Annotated in this window: 9 protein-coding genes; 2 read left to right on the top strand and 7 right to left on the bottom strand. The window is 54.9% G+C overall.

The window, feature by feature from the left end:
• Positions 1–38: 38 nt before the first annotated feature.
• Positions 39–1,481, top strand: coding sequence for a 23S rRNA (uracil(1939)-C(5))-methyltransferase RlmD (rlmD, locus tag ACYVHB_RS30035; RefSeq protein WP_461055731.1), 1,443 nt, complete (start codon positions 39–41; stop codon positions 1,479–1,481).
• A gap of 89 nt (positions 1,482–1,570) precedes the next feature.
• Here rlmD and ACYVHB_RS30030 read toward each other — a convergent pair whose 3' ends face one another.
• From ACYVHB_RS30030 to ACYVHB_RS30015, 4 genes are all read right to left on the bottom strand, one after another.
• The gene (locus tag ACYVHB_RS30030; RefSeq protein ID WP_461055730.1) at positions 1,571–2,593 is read right to left on the bottom strand and encodes a helix-hairpin-helix domain-containing protein; all 1,023 of its coding nucleotides are present in this window, start codon (positions 2,591–2,593) and stop codon (positions 1,571–1,573) included.
• 108 nt (positions 2,594–2,701) lie between these two features.
• Complete coding sequence (locus ACYVHB_RS30025) at positions 2,702–2,896, bottom strand: DUF433 domain-containing protein (protein ID WP_461055729.1); 195 nt, start codon at positions 2,894–2,896, stop codon at positions 2,702–2,704.
• A 38-nt stretch (positions 2,897–2,934) separates the two neighbouring features.
• The gene (locus ACYVHB_RS30020; RefSeq protein WP_461055728.1) at positions 2,935–3,390 is read right to left on the bottom strand and encodes a hypothetical protein; all 456 of its coding nucleotides are present in this window, start codon (positions 3,388–3,390) and stop codon (positions 2,935–2,937) included.
• A complete protein-coding gene (locus tag ACYVHB_RS30015) occupies positions 3,387–4,754 on the bottom strand; it encodes an AAA family ATPase (RefSeq protein ID WP_461055727.1) in 1,368 nt (455 codons plus the stop codon). Before ACYVHB_RS30015 ends, ACYVHB_RS30020 begins: the two co-directional genes overlap by 4 nt.
• Positions 4,755–4,843: 89 nt before the next feature.
• Here ACYVHB_RS30015 and ACYVHB_RS30010 point away from each other — a divergent pair, with 89 nt between their 5' ends.
• Positions 4,844–6,355 carry a glycine--tRNA ligase gene (locus ACYVHB_RS30010; RefSeq protein WP_461055726.1) on the top strand — a complete coding sequence of 504 codons (1,512 nt, stop codon included), beginning with the start codon at positions 4,844–4,846 and terminating at the stop codon, positions 6,353–6,355.
• A gap of 126 nt (positions 6,356–6,481) precedes the next feature.
• Here the strand turns inward: ACYVHB_RS30010 and ACYVHB_RS30005 are convergent, their stop codons facing one another.
• The 3 genes from ACYVHB_RS30005 to ACYVHB_RS29995 all read right to left on the bottom strand — a co-directional run bounded on the left by ACYVHB_RS30005 (position 6,482) and on the right by ACYVHB_RS29995 (position 17,313).
• Positions 6,482–11,944 (bottom strand): ExeM/NucH family extracellular endonuclease, encoded by a 5,463-nt coding sequence (locus ACYVHB_RS30005; protein ID WP_461055725.1) that lies wholly within the window; start codon positions 11,942–11,944, stop codon positions 6,482–6,484.
• Positions 11,945–12,648: 704 nt separating this feature from the next.
• Positions 12,649–13,047, bottom strand: coding sequence for a LytR/AlgR family response regulator transcription factor (locus ACYVHB_RS30000; RefSeq protein WP_461055724.1), 399 nt, complete (start codon positions 13,045–13,047; stop codon positions 12,649–12,651).
• Between the two features lie 219 nt (positions 13,048–13,266).
• Positions 13,267–17,313 (bottom strand): hybrid sensor histidine kinase/response regulator transcription factor, encoded by a 4,047-nt coding sequence (locus ACYVHB_RS29995; RefSeq protein WP_461055723.1) that lies wholly within the window; start codon positions 17,311–17,313, stop codon positions 13,267–13,269.
• Positions 17,314–17,408 lie beyond the last annotated feature (95 nt).

Raw genomic sequence — 17,408 nt, 5'->3', positions numbered from 1 at the left:
AAAACGGCTGCCTAAATTAGCGGTTTTTTAGAACACTTATGCGTAGGAAGAGTCATAAACCACCCGAACAGTTGTACGCAGTTTTAGTCGATGCTGTTGCAGCCGAGGGTAAGTGTATCGTGCGGACGGAGGAAGGCGTCATTTTTGTGGAAAATCCCACCGGCGGGCCGGGCGTTGCACCGGGCGATGTGGTTGACCTGCGTATCACGAACAAGAAAAAACAATACCGGGAAGCCGTTGCTGAACGTGTTCATGAGCGGTCGGCGGTGCGGACGGAGCCGTTCTGCGAACACTTCGGCACCTGCGGAGGCTGCAAATGGCAGCACATTCGTTACGACGAGCAACTTCGGTTCAAGCACCAGCAGGTGATCGATCACCTCACGCGTATCGGCAAAGTTGAATTGCCCGCTATCCAGCCCATTCTGGCCGCCGAACCGACACAGTATTACCGCAACAAACTCGAATTTACTTGCGCTGAAGGCCGCTGGATGACGTCGGCCGAGGTAAATACCCACCAGGAGATCGACCCACGGGCGGTGGGTTTTCACGTGCCAGGCCGCTTCGACAAGGTGCTGCCCATCCGGCACTGCTACCTCCAGCCCGACCCATCCAACGCCATCCGTCTGTCCGTCGCCGACTACGCCTTTCGCACTGGAATGAGTATGTACAACCTGAAAGTTCACACGGGTTATCTCCGAACGCTCATCATCCGCACAGCCGCGCCCGATCAGGTGATGGTGACAGTGCAGGTGGCGCAGGATGACCCCAACCAGTTGAGCGGACTAATGAGCCATCTGGAAACGTCATTCCCTGAAATCACCTCGCTCAATTACATCATCAATACCAAGAAAAACGACAGCTACCAGGATCAGGAGGTCATTAACTGGTCTGGTAAGCCGTACATCGAAGAGCGGATGGACGCCGGGGATGGGCATACGCTGACGTTCCGCGTCGGCCCGAAATCGTTCTACCAGACCAACGCGGAGCAGGCGCACAACCTCTACAAAATTGCCCGCGACTGGGCCGGGCTAACCGGTCGCGAACGGGTGTATGACCTCTACACTGGCACGGGCACCATCGCGTTGTTCGTGGCCCGGCAGGCGCAGCACGTCGTCGGGGTTGAATACGTCGAAGCATCCGTGGCCGACGCCCGCGTCAATGCAACCATCAACGGCATCACCAACACAACGTTCGTGGCGGGTGACATGCGCGACATTCTGACCGACGACTTTTTTGCGCAGCACGGTCGCCCGGACGTGGTCATCACCGACCCACCCCGCGCCGGTATGGATGAAGCCGTGACGCGCCAATTGCTTAAAGCCGCCCCCGACTGCATCGTTTATGTGAGTTGCAACACAGCCACGCAGGCCCGTGACTTGGGCATTCTGGACGAAGGCTATTCCGTCGCCGACGTGCAGCCGGTCGACATGTTTCCCCACACGCACCATGTGGAGAATGTGGTTTTGTTAAAGAGTCGGTGAGTTAGGAAGTCGGTGAGTCAGTTGGTGAGTGGCTGACGCGAAAGCAACACCCTCGCGTCAGCCACTCACCAACTGACTCACCGACTTCCTTAAAACTCCAGATACGGCGCGATTTTTTCGATTGTCTTGGCGTCCAAGATTCGAATTGGCTTCAGCGACTCGGCGGAGGTGTACGCTCCGTGCTGTTCGCGGTAGGTAACGATGATTTGCGCTTGTCGGCGGGACAGAAACGGGTGCCGGTCTAAGTCTTCAGCGCTGGCCGTGTTGACCGGAATTTTGCGAACCGCCGACCGAATCTGACCGAACTTCTCCAACTCGACTAACGCTACTGAATCCAAACCGTAAACGTCCCGAAACTGCTCCGGTGCGATGAAGCCGCCCAGCCCATCGCGGTACTTCACAATGCGCCCGGCCAGCGTGGCTCCAATGCCCTTCAGCGCAATCAACTGCGACGTATCGGCGGTGTTAATATCGAACGGCTGAATGACTGGCCGGGCGGGACGTTCGGGATAGGCGGGCCGCTCCGAGTAAGCCGTACGCGGCCCGGCCGTTCGGTCATTGGATTGATAGGGCTGGTTAGAATACGGCCGGGCCGCGTACGGTTTGTTCGCTCCGAACCGGTCAGTTCTGGACGTTTCCTTCAGCGCAATATAGGGTTCAAGTTGATCGTAGAGGTCGGGTGGGAAGTCGTAGATTTTGAGCAAATCCTCTTTCTTGCGAAACTGCCCGCCTTTGCTACGGTACTTGTCGATGCGTTCAGCCATCCAGCGCGGCAGGCCCAACTGCTGCCACCCCGCCACACTGACCGTATTCGGATCAAAGTTGAATAATTTGGGTTCGCTGAACCGCTCAGCAGTGGTTTTTTCTTTATCAAAGCGGTCGGCAAACTGCGGTTGTTTGGCTTCTTCAACGCGCATCAGCGCCACCAAACTGTCGAGTTTACGCTGGTCAGCCACTGACGTATCGGCGGGTTTGCTATCAGCTACAAACCGGTAGAGAAAGGGAATCAGCAGGCACAGCACCGTCAGAAAGATCAGGACGACGAATCCCCGGCTCTCCTTGTGGGAAAAGCCAAAATAGTCGCGCACCAGCGACTGAAAACGGGTAAACATGACGGTGGGTAGTTACGGTTTAGCTTAAATAGGTTGCAAGCTAAACCGTAAAATGGTCGTAATCAATTTCTTCGGGACGAGCGACGAGACGGTTTCTTTGCTCAATTCTTACAGAGCGGCAAAAGTTAGTGCTTCTGTAATGTCGTCGGCTTCCAGGTACGGATACACTTCCAGAATACGCTCGGCTGAGTACCCCGCAGAAACCAAACCGACGAGGGTATTGACTGTAACTCGCATCCCGCGAATACAGGGTTTACCGCCCATTACTTCGGGGTCCAGCGTAATGCGAGTAAATTGTTGCATAGATATAATTGTTCAGAACAAATGCAATTCACCATAAGCTAAACAATAAGATTTTCATAATCAATCTCTTCGGGTCGAGCGACGGCCTGCGGCTTCACGCCTTCATATTTTGGGTGGCTGTTAACCGCATCTCGAAATGCTTTGTCTATGATAATTGCCATTTTTCGGTTGGACAGCAAAATGGCTTTCAGGTGCCAGTAGTCTTTGTTAAGTTTTAAGCATTTCTTATTAATCGTCTTTGAGAAAGTTAGCGCCTTCAACTGGTCATTGGAAACCATAACGATACGTTCGTCTTTGGTTAAGCGGGCAATAATACTTAGAATACTTTGTCCGTAATTACCCCGGTTACTGTCATGGTATTCCTTTAACAGCTTCTGAGTCAGAACCAAATGCCCCTCTTCAAACAACCACTTTATCAATTTTTCGTATTCTGAATTGGCAGGATTCTTGAAATTCTTTGCGATGTTGTTATCAACGAATAGATCTTTTATCATCCGATAGCGTGCATTGCAATGTCCATCACGTCCATTTCATACGTGTCAAAAAAGCCCCGTGGTGCTCCTTTGACTGCTCCTTTTGTTGTAAATTCCACATCGTATACCGTACTTTTAACACCGTCATTTTCAAAATATAGAACTCGGACATCCTCCGGTTTCAATTCACCGGTAACCAGCAACAGCCTGATTCTGTTGAGCAGATATTCGCTGTGTGTTTCGACGATGTATTGTTTCTGGGTGCGTTTAATCTCATTGGCTAAGTAGTTACCAAACTGTGCTTGAATTTTTGGATGAAGGTGAATTTCGGGCTGAGAAATAGCCAGACAAGATGTTCCATTCAATTGATGATCAGCAACAATAATAGGCAGAAACTGACTGACACCAAACCCAATATCAGCCAATGAAGTCCAACGCCTGCTATTGCCTGTCTTAATGGTTAATTCATATCGTCCTCCTTGTATCCTGTTCGGTTTGATTTCATCAAAAAGACCCAAAGAAGACGCATCCATTGATATTTGCCTGAACTTATCTTCGTCTCTTTCCTGCCACTCGGTAAGCTGATCTATATATCCTTCTCCGTCAATGTCTGTTTTGCGAGCAGATTTCGCCCTTTGATTGTAAGTTCTAAACGGAGGTTTTCTAAACGAACCCACATAGTTAAAATTGCTGTCTACAAAATTCTTGTATTTAAACACTGCGGTACTTATTTCCTCATCAAGAAAATAGTACATTTCTAATATATTTAACTCACTTTCTAACGAATCTATTGAGGCATATCTAACATTAACCACTTTTATAAATTTATTATACTCGGATAAATTTTCTCCTGCACGATCTTGGATCATGTTATTCATACTATTCATAATAGCAGAGTATCTTTCTTCACTATTCTCGTCTTGACCAAAATCATCATCACTTATATCAAGCAGGATACTCCCCTGATCTTCACGTACATACACATTTATACTATTTCTATGCGAGTGAAAACTTTTGATTTTTGGCAAATCGTTCTGCTCATTAAGTACCCACGAAGTTTTAAAGTGATTTTTACGAAAGAAAGATATAGATGAAATTCTATTATTTTTACCGACGACTGTAAGATCAAACTCAATATTTAGCTCTATACATCTATCAGTTTCTCCACAATACACCATTTCCTTCATACTGCCCATATCGACATACTTTCCATTAGGCGACAAATAAAGAGGAAACCCCTCCGTTTGTAACACCGCCAGAATCGCATTGATCAGTGAACTCTTGCCGCTGCTATTCGCGCCAGTTAATAAAGTAATGGGCGCAAACTTCACGTCGAGTTCTTCAAAGCACTTGAAATTTTTGAGCGAGAGCGAGTTGATAAGCATAGTTTTTGTCGACAAAGCTAACGTCGAAAGTTAGCCATTTTCGGGGATTTTCGGCGTAAACCCTATCTTTGCGGTCTCAGTAATTGATTATGACAGAGCAGAAAATTGCGCCAGCCGCTACCCTCCCCGACATTATCGCCCACGCCAAAGAATACGGATTCGTGTTCCCCTCCTCCGAAATCTACGATGGTCTCCAGGCTGTCTATGACTACGGACAGAATGGCGTTGAACTCAAAAATAACCTTAAAACGCTGTGGTGGAAGGCCATGACCCAACTCCACGATAACGTGGTCGGCATCGACGCGTCGATCTTCATGCACCCGCTGACGTGGAAAGCGTCGGGCCACGTCGATTCGTTCAACGACCCAATGATCGACAACCGCGACTCCAAAAAACGCTACCGCGCCGATCAACTCCTCGAACTGAAAGCCGAGGAATACGCCAACGCGGGCGACGAAGCACGGAGCACTGCCCTGTTGCAGGAAATGGGCCGGTTGCTGGGCAACAATGACCTCGACGGCGTCCGAAACCTGATCATTGCCGAGGGCATCAAGGACCCCGTATCAGGCACCGACAACTGGACCGAAGTGCGGCAGTTCAACCTGATGTTTTCGACGCAGGTGGGTTCATTGGCCGAAGACGCCAGCCTGATTTACCTCCGCCCCGAAACAGCGCAGGGCATTTTCGTCAACTTCCTGAACGTCCAGAAAACCGGCCGGATGAAAGTGCCGTTTGGTATTGCGCAGATCGGCAAGGCATTTCGGAATGAGATCGTGGCCCGGCAGTTTACGTTCCGAATGCGTGAATTCGAGCAGATGGAGATGCAGTTTTTCGTGCGGCCCGGCACCGAAATGGAGTGGTACGAACGTTGGCGCGATGCCCGGATGAAGTTCCATCAGGCTGTGGGTCTACCCGCCGAAAAGCTTAAATTTCACATCCACGAGAAACTGGCGCATTACGCCAACGCGGCCGTGGACATCGAGTACAAATTTCCGTTCGGTTTCCGCGAGATGGAGGGCATCCACTCCCGCACCGACTTCGACCTGAAAGCGCACCAGGAGTTGAGCAAAAAGAAACAGCAGTATTTCGATAACGACGTGGACCCGGCAACCGGCAAACCTTACGGCAACTACGTCCCCTACGTGGTTGAAACGTCCGTTGGGGCCGACCGTCTGTTTCTGGCCGTGTTCTGCAACGCGTTCACAAAGGAAGTGGTGCGGTCCGGCGTTCCGGGCGAGGGCGACGAGCAGAAAGAGCGCACGTATCTGAAACTCCACCCCGCCTTAGCACCCATTAAAGCGGCTGTGTTTCCACTCGTTCGCAAAGACGGATTGCCCGAAAAAGCCGAGCAGATTATGAAGTCACTCCGTTCCGAGTTTCGGGTAATTACCGAAGAGCGCGACGCCATCGGTAAACGGTATACAAGGCAGGATTTAATCGGTACGCCGTTCTGCATCGTGGTCGATTACCAAACCCTCGACGACGATACCGTCACGATCCGCTACCGCGACACAACTGAGCAAATCCGCGTCCCCATCAGCGAACTGAAAGCCCGCATCGGGCAGGAAGTTTCGATGGAGCGGTTACTGGAGAATATGTAATTGTTTTGTTCATGTTTGCCTGATTTGGCGTACCGACAGATAAACAAGGACAGTCCCAAACAAATTTACAAAAGAACGCCCCGGCCATTTCTGGTCGGGGCGTTTCAACATAATACAAGTTAACGGTTAGTCTATCTGGAGCACTTTCACCGTCTGTGAATGTGCTGGCGTACTGGCCCGCAACAACAACACGCCCCCCGCCTGACGGCCAATCTCAAACACGTGCTGCTCCAGCATACCCGCCTGCTTCACGCTGTGCGTACCAATCGCTTGTCCGCGCAGGTCGGTCAACAGCAGGCGCAACGACTGACCAGCCGCGCCCCGTACCTCCACCCGTACCTGCCCGTTCTGGACTGGGTTGCCCAGCACCCGCACACTCAGCTCAGCCACTGGCTCAACCCCAACCCGCGCCCCACTGCCATTGGTGCAGGCCGCGAACCAGTTGTAAGAGAAAGTTGCCTCCCCTGCCGTGCCGCTCTGGGTGGCCTTCAGGGTGATGGTCGGGTTATCGGTGTACAAGCGCAACGTGTAGGGTCCCGGGGCGGTCGTCGGTGACAATTCGTTCACCACCGAAAAACTGATCGGCTGACCGTTGGTGCCTGCGTACTGGGGCGTGAAGCTCACCTCGCGCTGACCTGGGCTAATCACGGTGCAACTCACCGTCGTCACGCCCGTGATGCTGAAGGGCGAGGTGGGTGGTGGGCTAACCGTAGTAGAGGACGGACTCACCGTAAAGGTGAAGCTGGTAGCCACCGATAGACTCCCCGGATCCGTCGCCACCACCGTGACATTGCTCACCCCCGACATGCTGGGCGTGCCGCTGATGGTGCTGCCCGACAGGCTCAGCCCGGCCGGTAAGCCCGTGGCCGAGAAACTTAGCCCGTTGGGCGTCTCGGCATCAGAAAACGAGGAAGCCACGTTCAGACTGAAGCCCTGATTGACCGTCCCGCTCTGGTTAGCGATACCCGTCGTGGTGGGAGCCGTATTGTTAGGACTCACCATGCTCAGGCTGTTGCAGGCCGCTAACCAGTTGTAGCTAAAGCTGGCCTCCCCCGTCGTGCCGCTCTGGACCGCCTTGAGGGTGATGACCGGGTTGTCGGGGTACAGCGTCAGCGAGTAAGGACCCGGTGCGGTAGTGGGCGACAACTCGTTGATCACCGAGAAACTAATGGGCTGCCCGTTCAGGCCCGCGTACCGGGGGTTAAAGTTGATGGCGATCCGATTGGCCACCGGCGTACAGTCGATGGTGGTGACCCCCGTGATGCTGAAGGTACCCGTACTGGTCATCGAAGCCGCCGGACTCACCGTCAAGCTGAAGCTGGTAGCCACCGACAAACTGCCCGGATCCGTCGCCGTCACCGTTACCGTTGATACGCCCGACATACTCGGCGTACCGCTGATGGTGCTGCCCGACAAGCTCAGCCCGGCCGGTAAGCCCGTGGCCGAGTAGCTTAGCCCGTTGGGTGTCTCGGCGTCGCTGAACGAGGAAGCCACGTTCAGACTGAAACCCTGGTTGACCGTCCCGCTCTGGTTGGCGATGCCCGTGGTGGTGGGGGCCGTGTTGTTAGGCGTCACCATGCTCAGGCTGTTGCAGGCCGCTAACCAGTTATAGCTGAAGCTGGCCTCCCCTGCCGTGCCGCTCTGGACCGCCTTCAGAATAATAGTCGGGTTGTCGGGGTAGAGTTGCAGGGTGTAGGGTCCCGGTGCGGTGGTGGGCGACAACTCGTTGACAACCGAGAAACTAATCGGTTGCCCGTTGAGACCCGCGTAGCGAGGGTTGAAGTTGACGTTGATGCGGTTAGCCACTGGCGTACAGTCCAGCGTCGTTACCCCCGTGATAGCGAAGGGAGCCGTTGGTGTCACCGGAGCCGGACTCACCGTAATAGTGAAGCTCGTGCTGGCAGACAGACTGCCCGGATCGGTGGCCGTCACCGTCACGCTGCTCACTCCACTCATACTCGGCACACCCGAGATGATACGCGTAGCCGGATCAAATCCGAAACCGTTGGCAAGTACAATGCTGGCCGAGTAGGTCAGGCCGTTGGGCGTCTCTGAATCGGTGAAAGCGGCCACCGTGTAGCTGAAGGGTACGCCCACGGTGGCCGTCTGGTTGGCGTTGGCCGTGGCCACCGGCGGGGTATTGGCCGCACTCACCGTCACACTCACCGTACCACTGATGGTCTGGCTGGTGGGGGTTGTAGCGTCCGTTACCAGAACGGTGAAGGTCTGCACCCCCGCACTCAGGCCCGACACGCTGGCTGTGTTGCCGCTGGGGGTGATCGTACCCGGACCGCTGAAGACGTAGCTATACGCTGTAGTGCCGCCCGATACCGTCGCCGACAGCGTCGTGGCGCCACTCGTCAGCAGCATTGTTGGATTAGCTGTAAAAGTGAGTGAAAGCGGAGTTACTACTACCGGAGCCGGATTGACCGTAATGGTGAAGCTCGTACTGGCCGATAAACTGCCCGGATCCGTTCCCACTACCGTCACGCTGCTCACCCCTGACATACTTGGTACACCAGAGATGATGCGCGTAGCCGGATCGAAGACCAAGCCGTTGGCCGGGTCGATGCTGGCCGAGTAAGTCAGGCTGTTAGGCGTTTCGGAGTCGTTGAAGGCGTTGACTGTATAGCTGAAGGGTACGTCCACCGTAGCCGTCTGGTTAGTGTTGGCCGTGGCCGCGGGTGGAGTGTTGGCTTCGCTCACTGTCACACTCACTGTGCCGGTAATCGTCTGACTGGTGGGGGTTGTAGCGTCCGTCACCAAAACAGTGAAGGTCTGCACCCCGGCGGTTAAACCCGATACCGAAGCGGTGTTGCTGGTTGGCGTTTGGGTGATCGTACCCGGACCGCTGAAGACGTAGCTATACGCTGTGGTGCCGCCTGATACCGTCGCCGACAGCGTCGTGGTGCCCGTTGTCAGAATCGTCGTCGGATTAGCGGTGAACGTCAGCGCCAGCGGGGTCGTGGCAGCAGTGAGCGAAAGACCAACCACAACCGGGTCGTGATCAGAAGCCTTGAACGGGTCAGGTGCGTACAGATTGGCAGGCTGATTCTGTTTAAAATTAGTGTTGTAATCCAGAATAATCGGCTCATCTGAGTTGATATGCCAGTCGGCCGAACCGGATACCTGAGCGGTTAGACTGGCGTTGGCAAGGGCATAATCAAGGAAACCAAACTGACCATTGAAGGCATACGAGTAATCCGAATTCGGACGCAGACTGGCGAATCCGGCGTCTGTTAGGGTTCGGATTGGATCTTCCAGCGCATACGCATTGTAATCGCCCAACAGCAACACGTCAGGATCACCGGCGGCTGCCGTTACCGACGGAATGAAACTAATCAATGCATTCGCCTGCTGAAGCCGGGTGTTGTTGAACTCACCCTGACCATCGCCTAAATCATTATCGGCACCGGACCCACTACCTCCTTTAGATTTGAAATGGTTGACAATAGCGGTAAACTTAGCTCCATTGCTGTTCTGCTGGAACGTTTGGGCAACGGGCGGACGACTGAACACGGTGTTATTGGAGCTGCGGGGCAGTCCAACCGGCGTAACGAAACCGGGCTTGTAGATAAACGCCACCTTAATGGCGTCGGTGCCCACCGCATTTGCCTGAGGATTCGGGTCGTCGATCAGTGCAGCGTCATTAACGAAGGTGTAGCTTCCCGCACCCGACACGGCATTAAGCCCGTCGACTAAGTTGCCAATGGCCACCGACCCATTGTTTTCAATCTCGATCAGACCCACCACGTCCGCATTGATACTTGCTATTGCGGCAATAATCTTATCCCGCTGCCGGGTAAACTCTTCCGCTGTTTCGGCTCCGCGTGGCTCAAAGCTTACCCCGTCAGGAATGGTAACCTGTTGATTATTATCTAAATCAGTGAAGTAGTTCAGGACGTTGAACCCGGCTACTTTCAGCGTCCCCCCAACGGCCGGGGGCGATGCCGTGCGGGCATTCGTCGCGTTAAAGTTCACCGGCGTACTCGTCTGGACCCGGTAGCCCTCAAAACGCTCGTCCAGAATACCGCTGATGCTGGCGACATCGTCACCAGCCCGCAGCGTATTGGCGGCACTCAGTGGGCTTCCGCCACGGGCGTGAATGATGACGGGCGGATTCTGAACGCTGCCCGCGTCGTCGAGAATGATCAGACGCCGGGCCACAGCGGCCAGATAAGCCGCATTACCGGCTACACTGGGCAGATTGAACTGGGTATATTGCTCAATGCGGGGGTCGGTGCCGGGCTGGTTGGTAGCCGGGTCCGTAGCCGCTAAGGTTACCTGACCAAACCGCCCAAGCGTGAAGTTATCGGTCACGGTCAGGTTGCCCGTGGCCGCCTGAACCGTCACCAGCATTCCTTCGTAACGTTCCAGCTCCGACCGGTTGGCCACCGGAAACGTAACGGTCGTTACAGTTGGCAGCGTACTGGCACCTAAGTTGGTCAGGTTTGCCCCGGTGGTGAGTGTCAACTGTGTCAGGCTGCTGTTTACACCGCCGAAACTGCTGGTAAATTCACCCACCGCTCCTGTTACCCGTACCTTATCGCCGATACTTCCCGTAAACACGCCCGTTGGATCAAGAACTGAAATACCTTCCGACGTAGCCGGATTATTGTCCGAGTCGGCGTCTTCTTCCTGCACAAAAAATCCGTTGAGTGCCGCAGTACCTGAGAAGTTCCGGGTAACAATGCCTTCTATTGTCTGTGTACCCGTCAGGGCGGCCGTGGTTCCACTACCCTGAATCGCCGATATACGCGTAGCTGGTGCCACGTCGTTATCGGTGATGGTTACGGTGGCCGACGCCGTACCCAAATCGTACGCTGGGCCATCCGTCAACGAGAGAATGATGGTCTCACCGGGATCGAAGATGAGGTCGTCCGTCGGGGCCAGGGTGATGTCCGCCGAGGCTTGATTGGCCGTGAGCGTTAGGGTCCCTGTCAGCGCCGGGGTGTAGTCCGTGCCGTTGGTGGCCGTACCACCCACTGTATATGTCACGGTTAGTGGATCAGTCGCAGCGCCAGTACGACTAACCGTAAACGTGATTGGGTCCGAACCGGCACCGGCCTCGGCACCGGTGGCATCCGTTGCTGCGATAGAAACCGTTGGTACGGGCGGTGCGTCATCGTCGGCAATGGTAACATTCTGCGTCGTTGTACCGCCCAGGGCAATGCCCGCCGATGGATTGCTGATGGTTAGGGTAGCCGTTTCGCTTCCTTCTACGTCAGTGTCGTTCGTTACTGTAAAGCTGACCGAACCTGACGTGGCTCCGTTCGGAATAGTGATGGTTGTGCCACTAAGGGTGTAATCGCCCGCCGTGATGCCCGTGCCCGTTACCCCCAAACTGACGGTCTGATTACCGGTTACTGCGGCCGAAGCAGTCGCCGTAACGGTAACCACGGTGGCGTCGGCTTCGGAAGCCGTGTTGGTGCTGACTGAGAGATTAACGGTGGGGTTGGTGGGGGCTGCCGTAGTGATAGTTCCATTAATCCTTAAATCATCAAACCGAAGTGTGCCAGTCGTTCCAGTAGAACCATAACCGTAGATCCTGTAGGTAACCGCAGACGTGGTTGCGACAGCGCTGTTCAACGTAAATGTACTTACTGCAAAAGAAGTTGGAGCAACATTCGTTGGACTAATTGCCGTCGCGAACCCGTCTACACTTGAACGCAGTTCAACAGTCGGCGGTCCTGTACCCGAACGTTGTAAATCTACAGCAACCGACGTTACAGTTGCCTGAAATCCCGAGTTTGGCGTTATGGTAAATTCTAAATAATCAGATGCGTCGAAGCTTGCACCCCAGTTATTACCTGTTCGAGCTTGTCCAGGACTACCACCAACATAGCCTGGAGCACCAACTCCAGAGCCAAAGACTGCATCGCTCGCTGTAGAGTTCAATGACGTTGAGGTCGGCGTGATTACATTCTCAAACGTGTAGGTGGCGATCTGCGCCCACGCGCCCGGTGCTATCAATAGCATCAGTAGCCAGACCCAGGTTCGGATGGCTTTTTGTAGTTGTTGATTCATGAAATTTTGGATTGATTGAAAGAAACTCAGAAGTGATTGAAAGACGCAAAGCTACAACGTAAGTATATATACACGATTACCAAATTGTTATAATACGCCGTTTGGTCACTTGATGCAAAGCAAACCAATTTCACTGCCTGTTCGGGGTTGCTATCCGCAACCCAACTGCCGCAAAACGCAATGGCCCAAACACAAACGGCCCCAGCCGAAGCCGGAGCCGTTTGTGTTTGGGGTTGATGGGTAGACGTAGAAACGGAAAGCGACAGTTAATTCAAATGGGGCATGTTGTTGGCTAATTGACGCCGAACAGTACTCCACCGCCGACGCGAAACGGGCAGCACATCGCCGGTCGAGAGGTGAACCAGTCCGCCCGTTTCCGTACGCTCCAACCGCTCCACATACCGACGGTTGACAACGCAGTTCCGGTGCAGTCTAACAAACCATTCGTTGGGTAGTTTAGGCGCGTAGTACTTCAGCGTGCGGGGCATCAGCATCCGGCGGCCGTCGGCCCAGTTCAGCCAACTGTAATTGGCAACCGCCTGGAGGTAGATAAGATCGGCAACGGAGAATGACTGGCGCCCCGTTTCGCGCAGGTACAATTTTAGAGGAGGCCACTCGGTCGGCGCGGTGCGGGCCGCAACGGAAACAGAAGGAAAATAGCTCATTAGCGTTTGGCGGTAGAGGTTTTGGTCGGCGTGATGTTTTAAACTCACGCAATACTACCTGCATTGTCTGCCAGCCGCTTGCTCGTTTGTAACAAAGTCTATAAATTTTGTAACATGCCCCCCAAATGCCCCTGGAAACGACGCGAGCCGGGTGATCAGTAGTATTCAGAACCATCATTTGCCAACGAATTAGAGTTCCACACCTGCACAAACCAGTCATTACCTGGCAATTTCCTGTCGATTCTGGTCAACGAACTCAGACGGTGTCAGGTGATACTGCTCCTTAAATACTTTGGAGAAGTAGGCGGGTGTATCGAACCCAACCCGGTCGGCCGTTTCGGATACCGAAGCACCCGTCAGCAGCAACTCAGTGGCGCGGTTTAGCCGAACGGCCCGGATCAGTTCAATGGGCGTCAGGCCCGTCATGGCCTTAATTTTGCGGTTCAGTTGCATCCGGCTCAGGCCAACGGCGGTTGCCATTGGTTCGACCCCGAACGACGAATCGTCCAGGCGGTCTTCCAGTACGCCATACACCCGGTTCATAAACTTATCCGTTTCATTAACCGCAGCACTGGCAACCGGCAGATGCCCTTCGCGCAGCAACTGAGTCCGGTAGTGGTGCCGACTGCGCCGTTGCTGCTCCAGCCGGTTCCTGACGCGGCCCAGTAACTCCTTCACCTGAAAGGGCTTCGTTATGTAATCATCAGCCCCCGCGTCCAACCCATCAATCCGGCTTTCAAAAGCAGCTTTTGCCGTCAGGAGCAGAATGGGAATGTGACTCGTAAGCGGGTTGCTTTTTAGCTGCCGACACAATTCATAACCATCCGCGCCAGGCATCAGCACATCGCTGATAATCAGGTCCGGCCCATCGGCAAGTGCGGTGTCGATACCCACCTGCCCGTCACTCACCCGGCGCACCTGCCAAAACGGACTCAATACCCTCTGGATATAGTCGGCGATCTCGTCGTTGTCCTCCACCAGCAGCAAGCGCTCTCCGTCGTCGCTGGCAGCAACGCCAACGGACTCGTCGGTCATTGAGTCCGGTTGCGGGCGGGTAATGGTAGCCGCTAAACCGGAAACGGCCGGGGCCGGGCGGCAGGGCAGTTCGACGCTAAACGTGGTGCCTATGCCGGGGCGACTTTCAACGTTGATGGTGCCCTGCATTACTTCGACCAATTCTTTCACTAAGGCCAGTCCAATGCCCGATCCGCCAACGGCCCGGTCGGTGGTGGCGTCGGCCTGGTAGAAGCGATTGAATATGTGCGGCAGTTTGGCCCCGTCGATACCCGCCCCCGTATCACTAACCGTCAGCCGAATACGGTCGGTGGGTGCCGCTTCAGGATTCGCCACCAACGCGCCGGTCGACCAAGTCAGGACCGCAACCGACACGGTAATAAAATCGTTTTCGCCCGTGAACCGGAGCGCGTTGGCGAGCAGATTAGTCAGAATCTTCTCGATTTTATCCGTATCGAACCAATAATAGGGGTCAATCAGCAGCGAATGCACCTGCAAACGAACGTGTTTACGGTGGGCTTCTTCATCAAATTCCCGCGTCGTTCGATCCACAAATTCGGTCAGGTTCCCCAGCGTAGTCGTCACAGTCATATTGCCCGCTTCGAGTTTAGCCAGATCGAGCAGTTCGTTGATGAGCCGCAGCAATCGGTTGGCATTGCGGTGTACCGTCGTTAACCGGTCCTGGTGCTGAGGCTCAAAAATTTCCCCCAATAATTGCTCAACAGGACCCAGGATAAGAGTTAGTGGCGTACGAAGCTCGTGCGTGATGTTAGCGAAGAAGCGTGACTTGGTTTCGTTGAGTTCCTTAACCTGAATCGATTCCTTTTCGCGCATCTCGATCTGGCTCACCAACCGCACCCGGTTGATGCGCGTGTGCAGAAATAGACCGATAGCTCCCAGCAGCAGCAGTACGTAGCCCACGTAGGCCCACCAGGTCTGCCAGAAGGGGGGGGCAATAATGATCCGAATCTGCCGGGTGTGCGGACTCCAGACGCCCGACGTGTTCGATGCATTGACAACGAACGTGTAGGTGGCGGGCGACAGGTTGGTATAGGTAGCCGTGGCCTGATTGCCGCTGTAGACCCAGTCGTTATCCAAACCCGTCAGTTTATAGCGGTACTGGTTTTTGCTGCTCTGGTTGAACTGCAGCGCGGCAAAATCGAACGACACGAAGTTCTGAAGGTAGGTAAGCGTGACCTGAGCCGTTTCGTTAATATCCTGCCGGATGGGTGACTCCGGACTGGTTGCGTTTACCGGCTGATTATTGATACGCAGGGCCGTGAGGGCCACAACCGGTTTGAACGGGTCCTCCCCAATTCGGCGCGGATCGAACACCGTGTAGCCACCAATTCCTCCAAACACCAGCCGACCGTCAGGCAACGTAGCCTCGTAGTGGCGGTCGAATTCCTCGCCCGGCAAACCATCGTCGGTGGTATAGTTGCGAACCTCAAACGTCCGGCTGTCGAACCGGCACAGCCCCCGGTTGGTACTCAGCCAGAGATGCCCCTCGCCATCGGGCCGGATGGCATAGATAACGTTATTGGGCAGGCCGTTGGCCGTGGTAAACCGCCGAATCCGGCCGGTTATCTTATCGAATCGGCACAGGCCACTGCCAAACGTACCGATCCAGAGGTGATTATATTGGGCCGGGTCCTGGGCCAAGCTCAACAGGGCGTAGTTTGGCAGCGAGCCGGGGTCGGTCGGGTTGGGCCGCCATCGAATGAGCCGCTGAGCCGACAGGTCGGCCCGGAGCAGGCCGTGATTTTTGGTGGCAAAATAGATGCGTCCCCCGTCCACGGTCATAGCCATGATCTCGTAGGGGTGGTTCCTGGGCAGCGGCAGCGGGAAAGCCGTGAACGTTTGCTGCTCAAAATTGTGGCGCACCACCGCCCGGTTCTCCGGCCCGAGCAACCCCCACAGTTCCCGCTGTTGGCCAACGGCGAGGGCCGTCATCCGAAACGCGCCGTTGGGCAGCCACCGCGACTCAATACCGGTCGGACGAACCGGCTCAAACACCTGACTGGCCTTATTGTAGCGAAAAGGCGGGGTTTCGGTGCTACTCATCCACAGCACGTTCTGCCGGTCGAACTGGCTGCGAACGGCGTAGGGCCACTGACTTCGGATACCCGCCGGAACGGCACTGAGCGGCACCCCAAGTTGCTGCGTCAGCCAGTCGGTATGAAAATTCGTTTTGTAGGGCCAGGCCGTAAACAACCGTTTGTTCAGGTCGTACTTGATAACGCCATCGCCATTTGTACCAATCCAGAGTACGTTTGAGCGGTCGACCAGCAGCGATAGTGCCGGAAAACGGGCCAGCTTGGGCAGGTCGGCCGCATCGGATGGTTTGACATCGGGACCGGGGAAAGCCGGTACCCGCACCAGTCCGTTTTTGTCGGTATATTGATTCTGGTTGACGTAGTCAATACCCCGGTAGTCGCGGGCAAACAGGGGGATTTGGGTTGGCGTACCGGGCAGGGCAATCACCGTACGCACCTGACCGGCCACGGGATTGAAAAGAGCGAAACGCCCCGGAAAGCCCAGCATCAGTTCGCCGTTGGTGCGCTCGTGCATTGCCCAAACATCAGTCTGCGGCAACCCCTGCCCAACCCGGAACCCCGCAAACGCGCCCGATACCGGATTGTAGCGAAATAAACCGTCGCGGGCCGCTACCCACGGACGACCGCGCCGGTCGAGCAGCAGGGCGTGAATAAACCGCTGAACGGTATCGCCCTTAGCGGGCCAGTGATGATGAGAGACGGCTCCGGCCGGATTCAGCCGGAAAAAGCCGTTCGTTTGCGTGGCGACCCAAACGTTGCCGAGTTGGTCCGGGTAAATGCCCACGAGCGGATCGCGGCCGACCGCCTGGCTGAACTGGGACGACGCCGACACCCGGCGGGTTTGCTCGGTAACCGGGTCAAAACAGTCCACGTTATTGTTCTCGGTACGGAGCCAGAGCCGTCCTTTTGCATCCTCCCGAATTTCATAAATGCTGCTGAACGAGAGTGAGCTGACCCGTTGCGGGTCGTGGTTATAAATACGGAAGCGCACCCCATCGTAGCGGCACAGACCATCGCGGGTTGCCAGCCAGATGAAACCACGCCGGTCCTGAATAATCGACTTGACAAATCCCTGCGGCAGGCCGTTGCGCACGGTGAGGTATTCGGGTTCGGGAACAGCCGCCAGCCCTGGCGTTGCCCAGCCGAGCAATCCCATAACGATCAAACCAAGTGACCACCGTCTGAAACAACGCATAGGACAGGCTGAAATCTGCCCGGTTCAGTTCGTGTTGGGCCGGAAACAGAGGGCCAAATTGGTTGATACTCTCGTATTTATCAATTTTACGGTAT

Source organism: Spirosoma arcticum, assembly GCF_054779955.1.
This window is presented reverse-complemented; position numbering and strand designations above follow the sequence as displayed.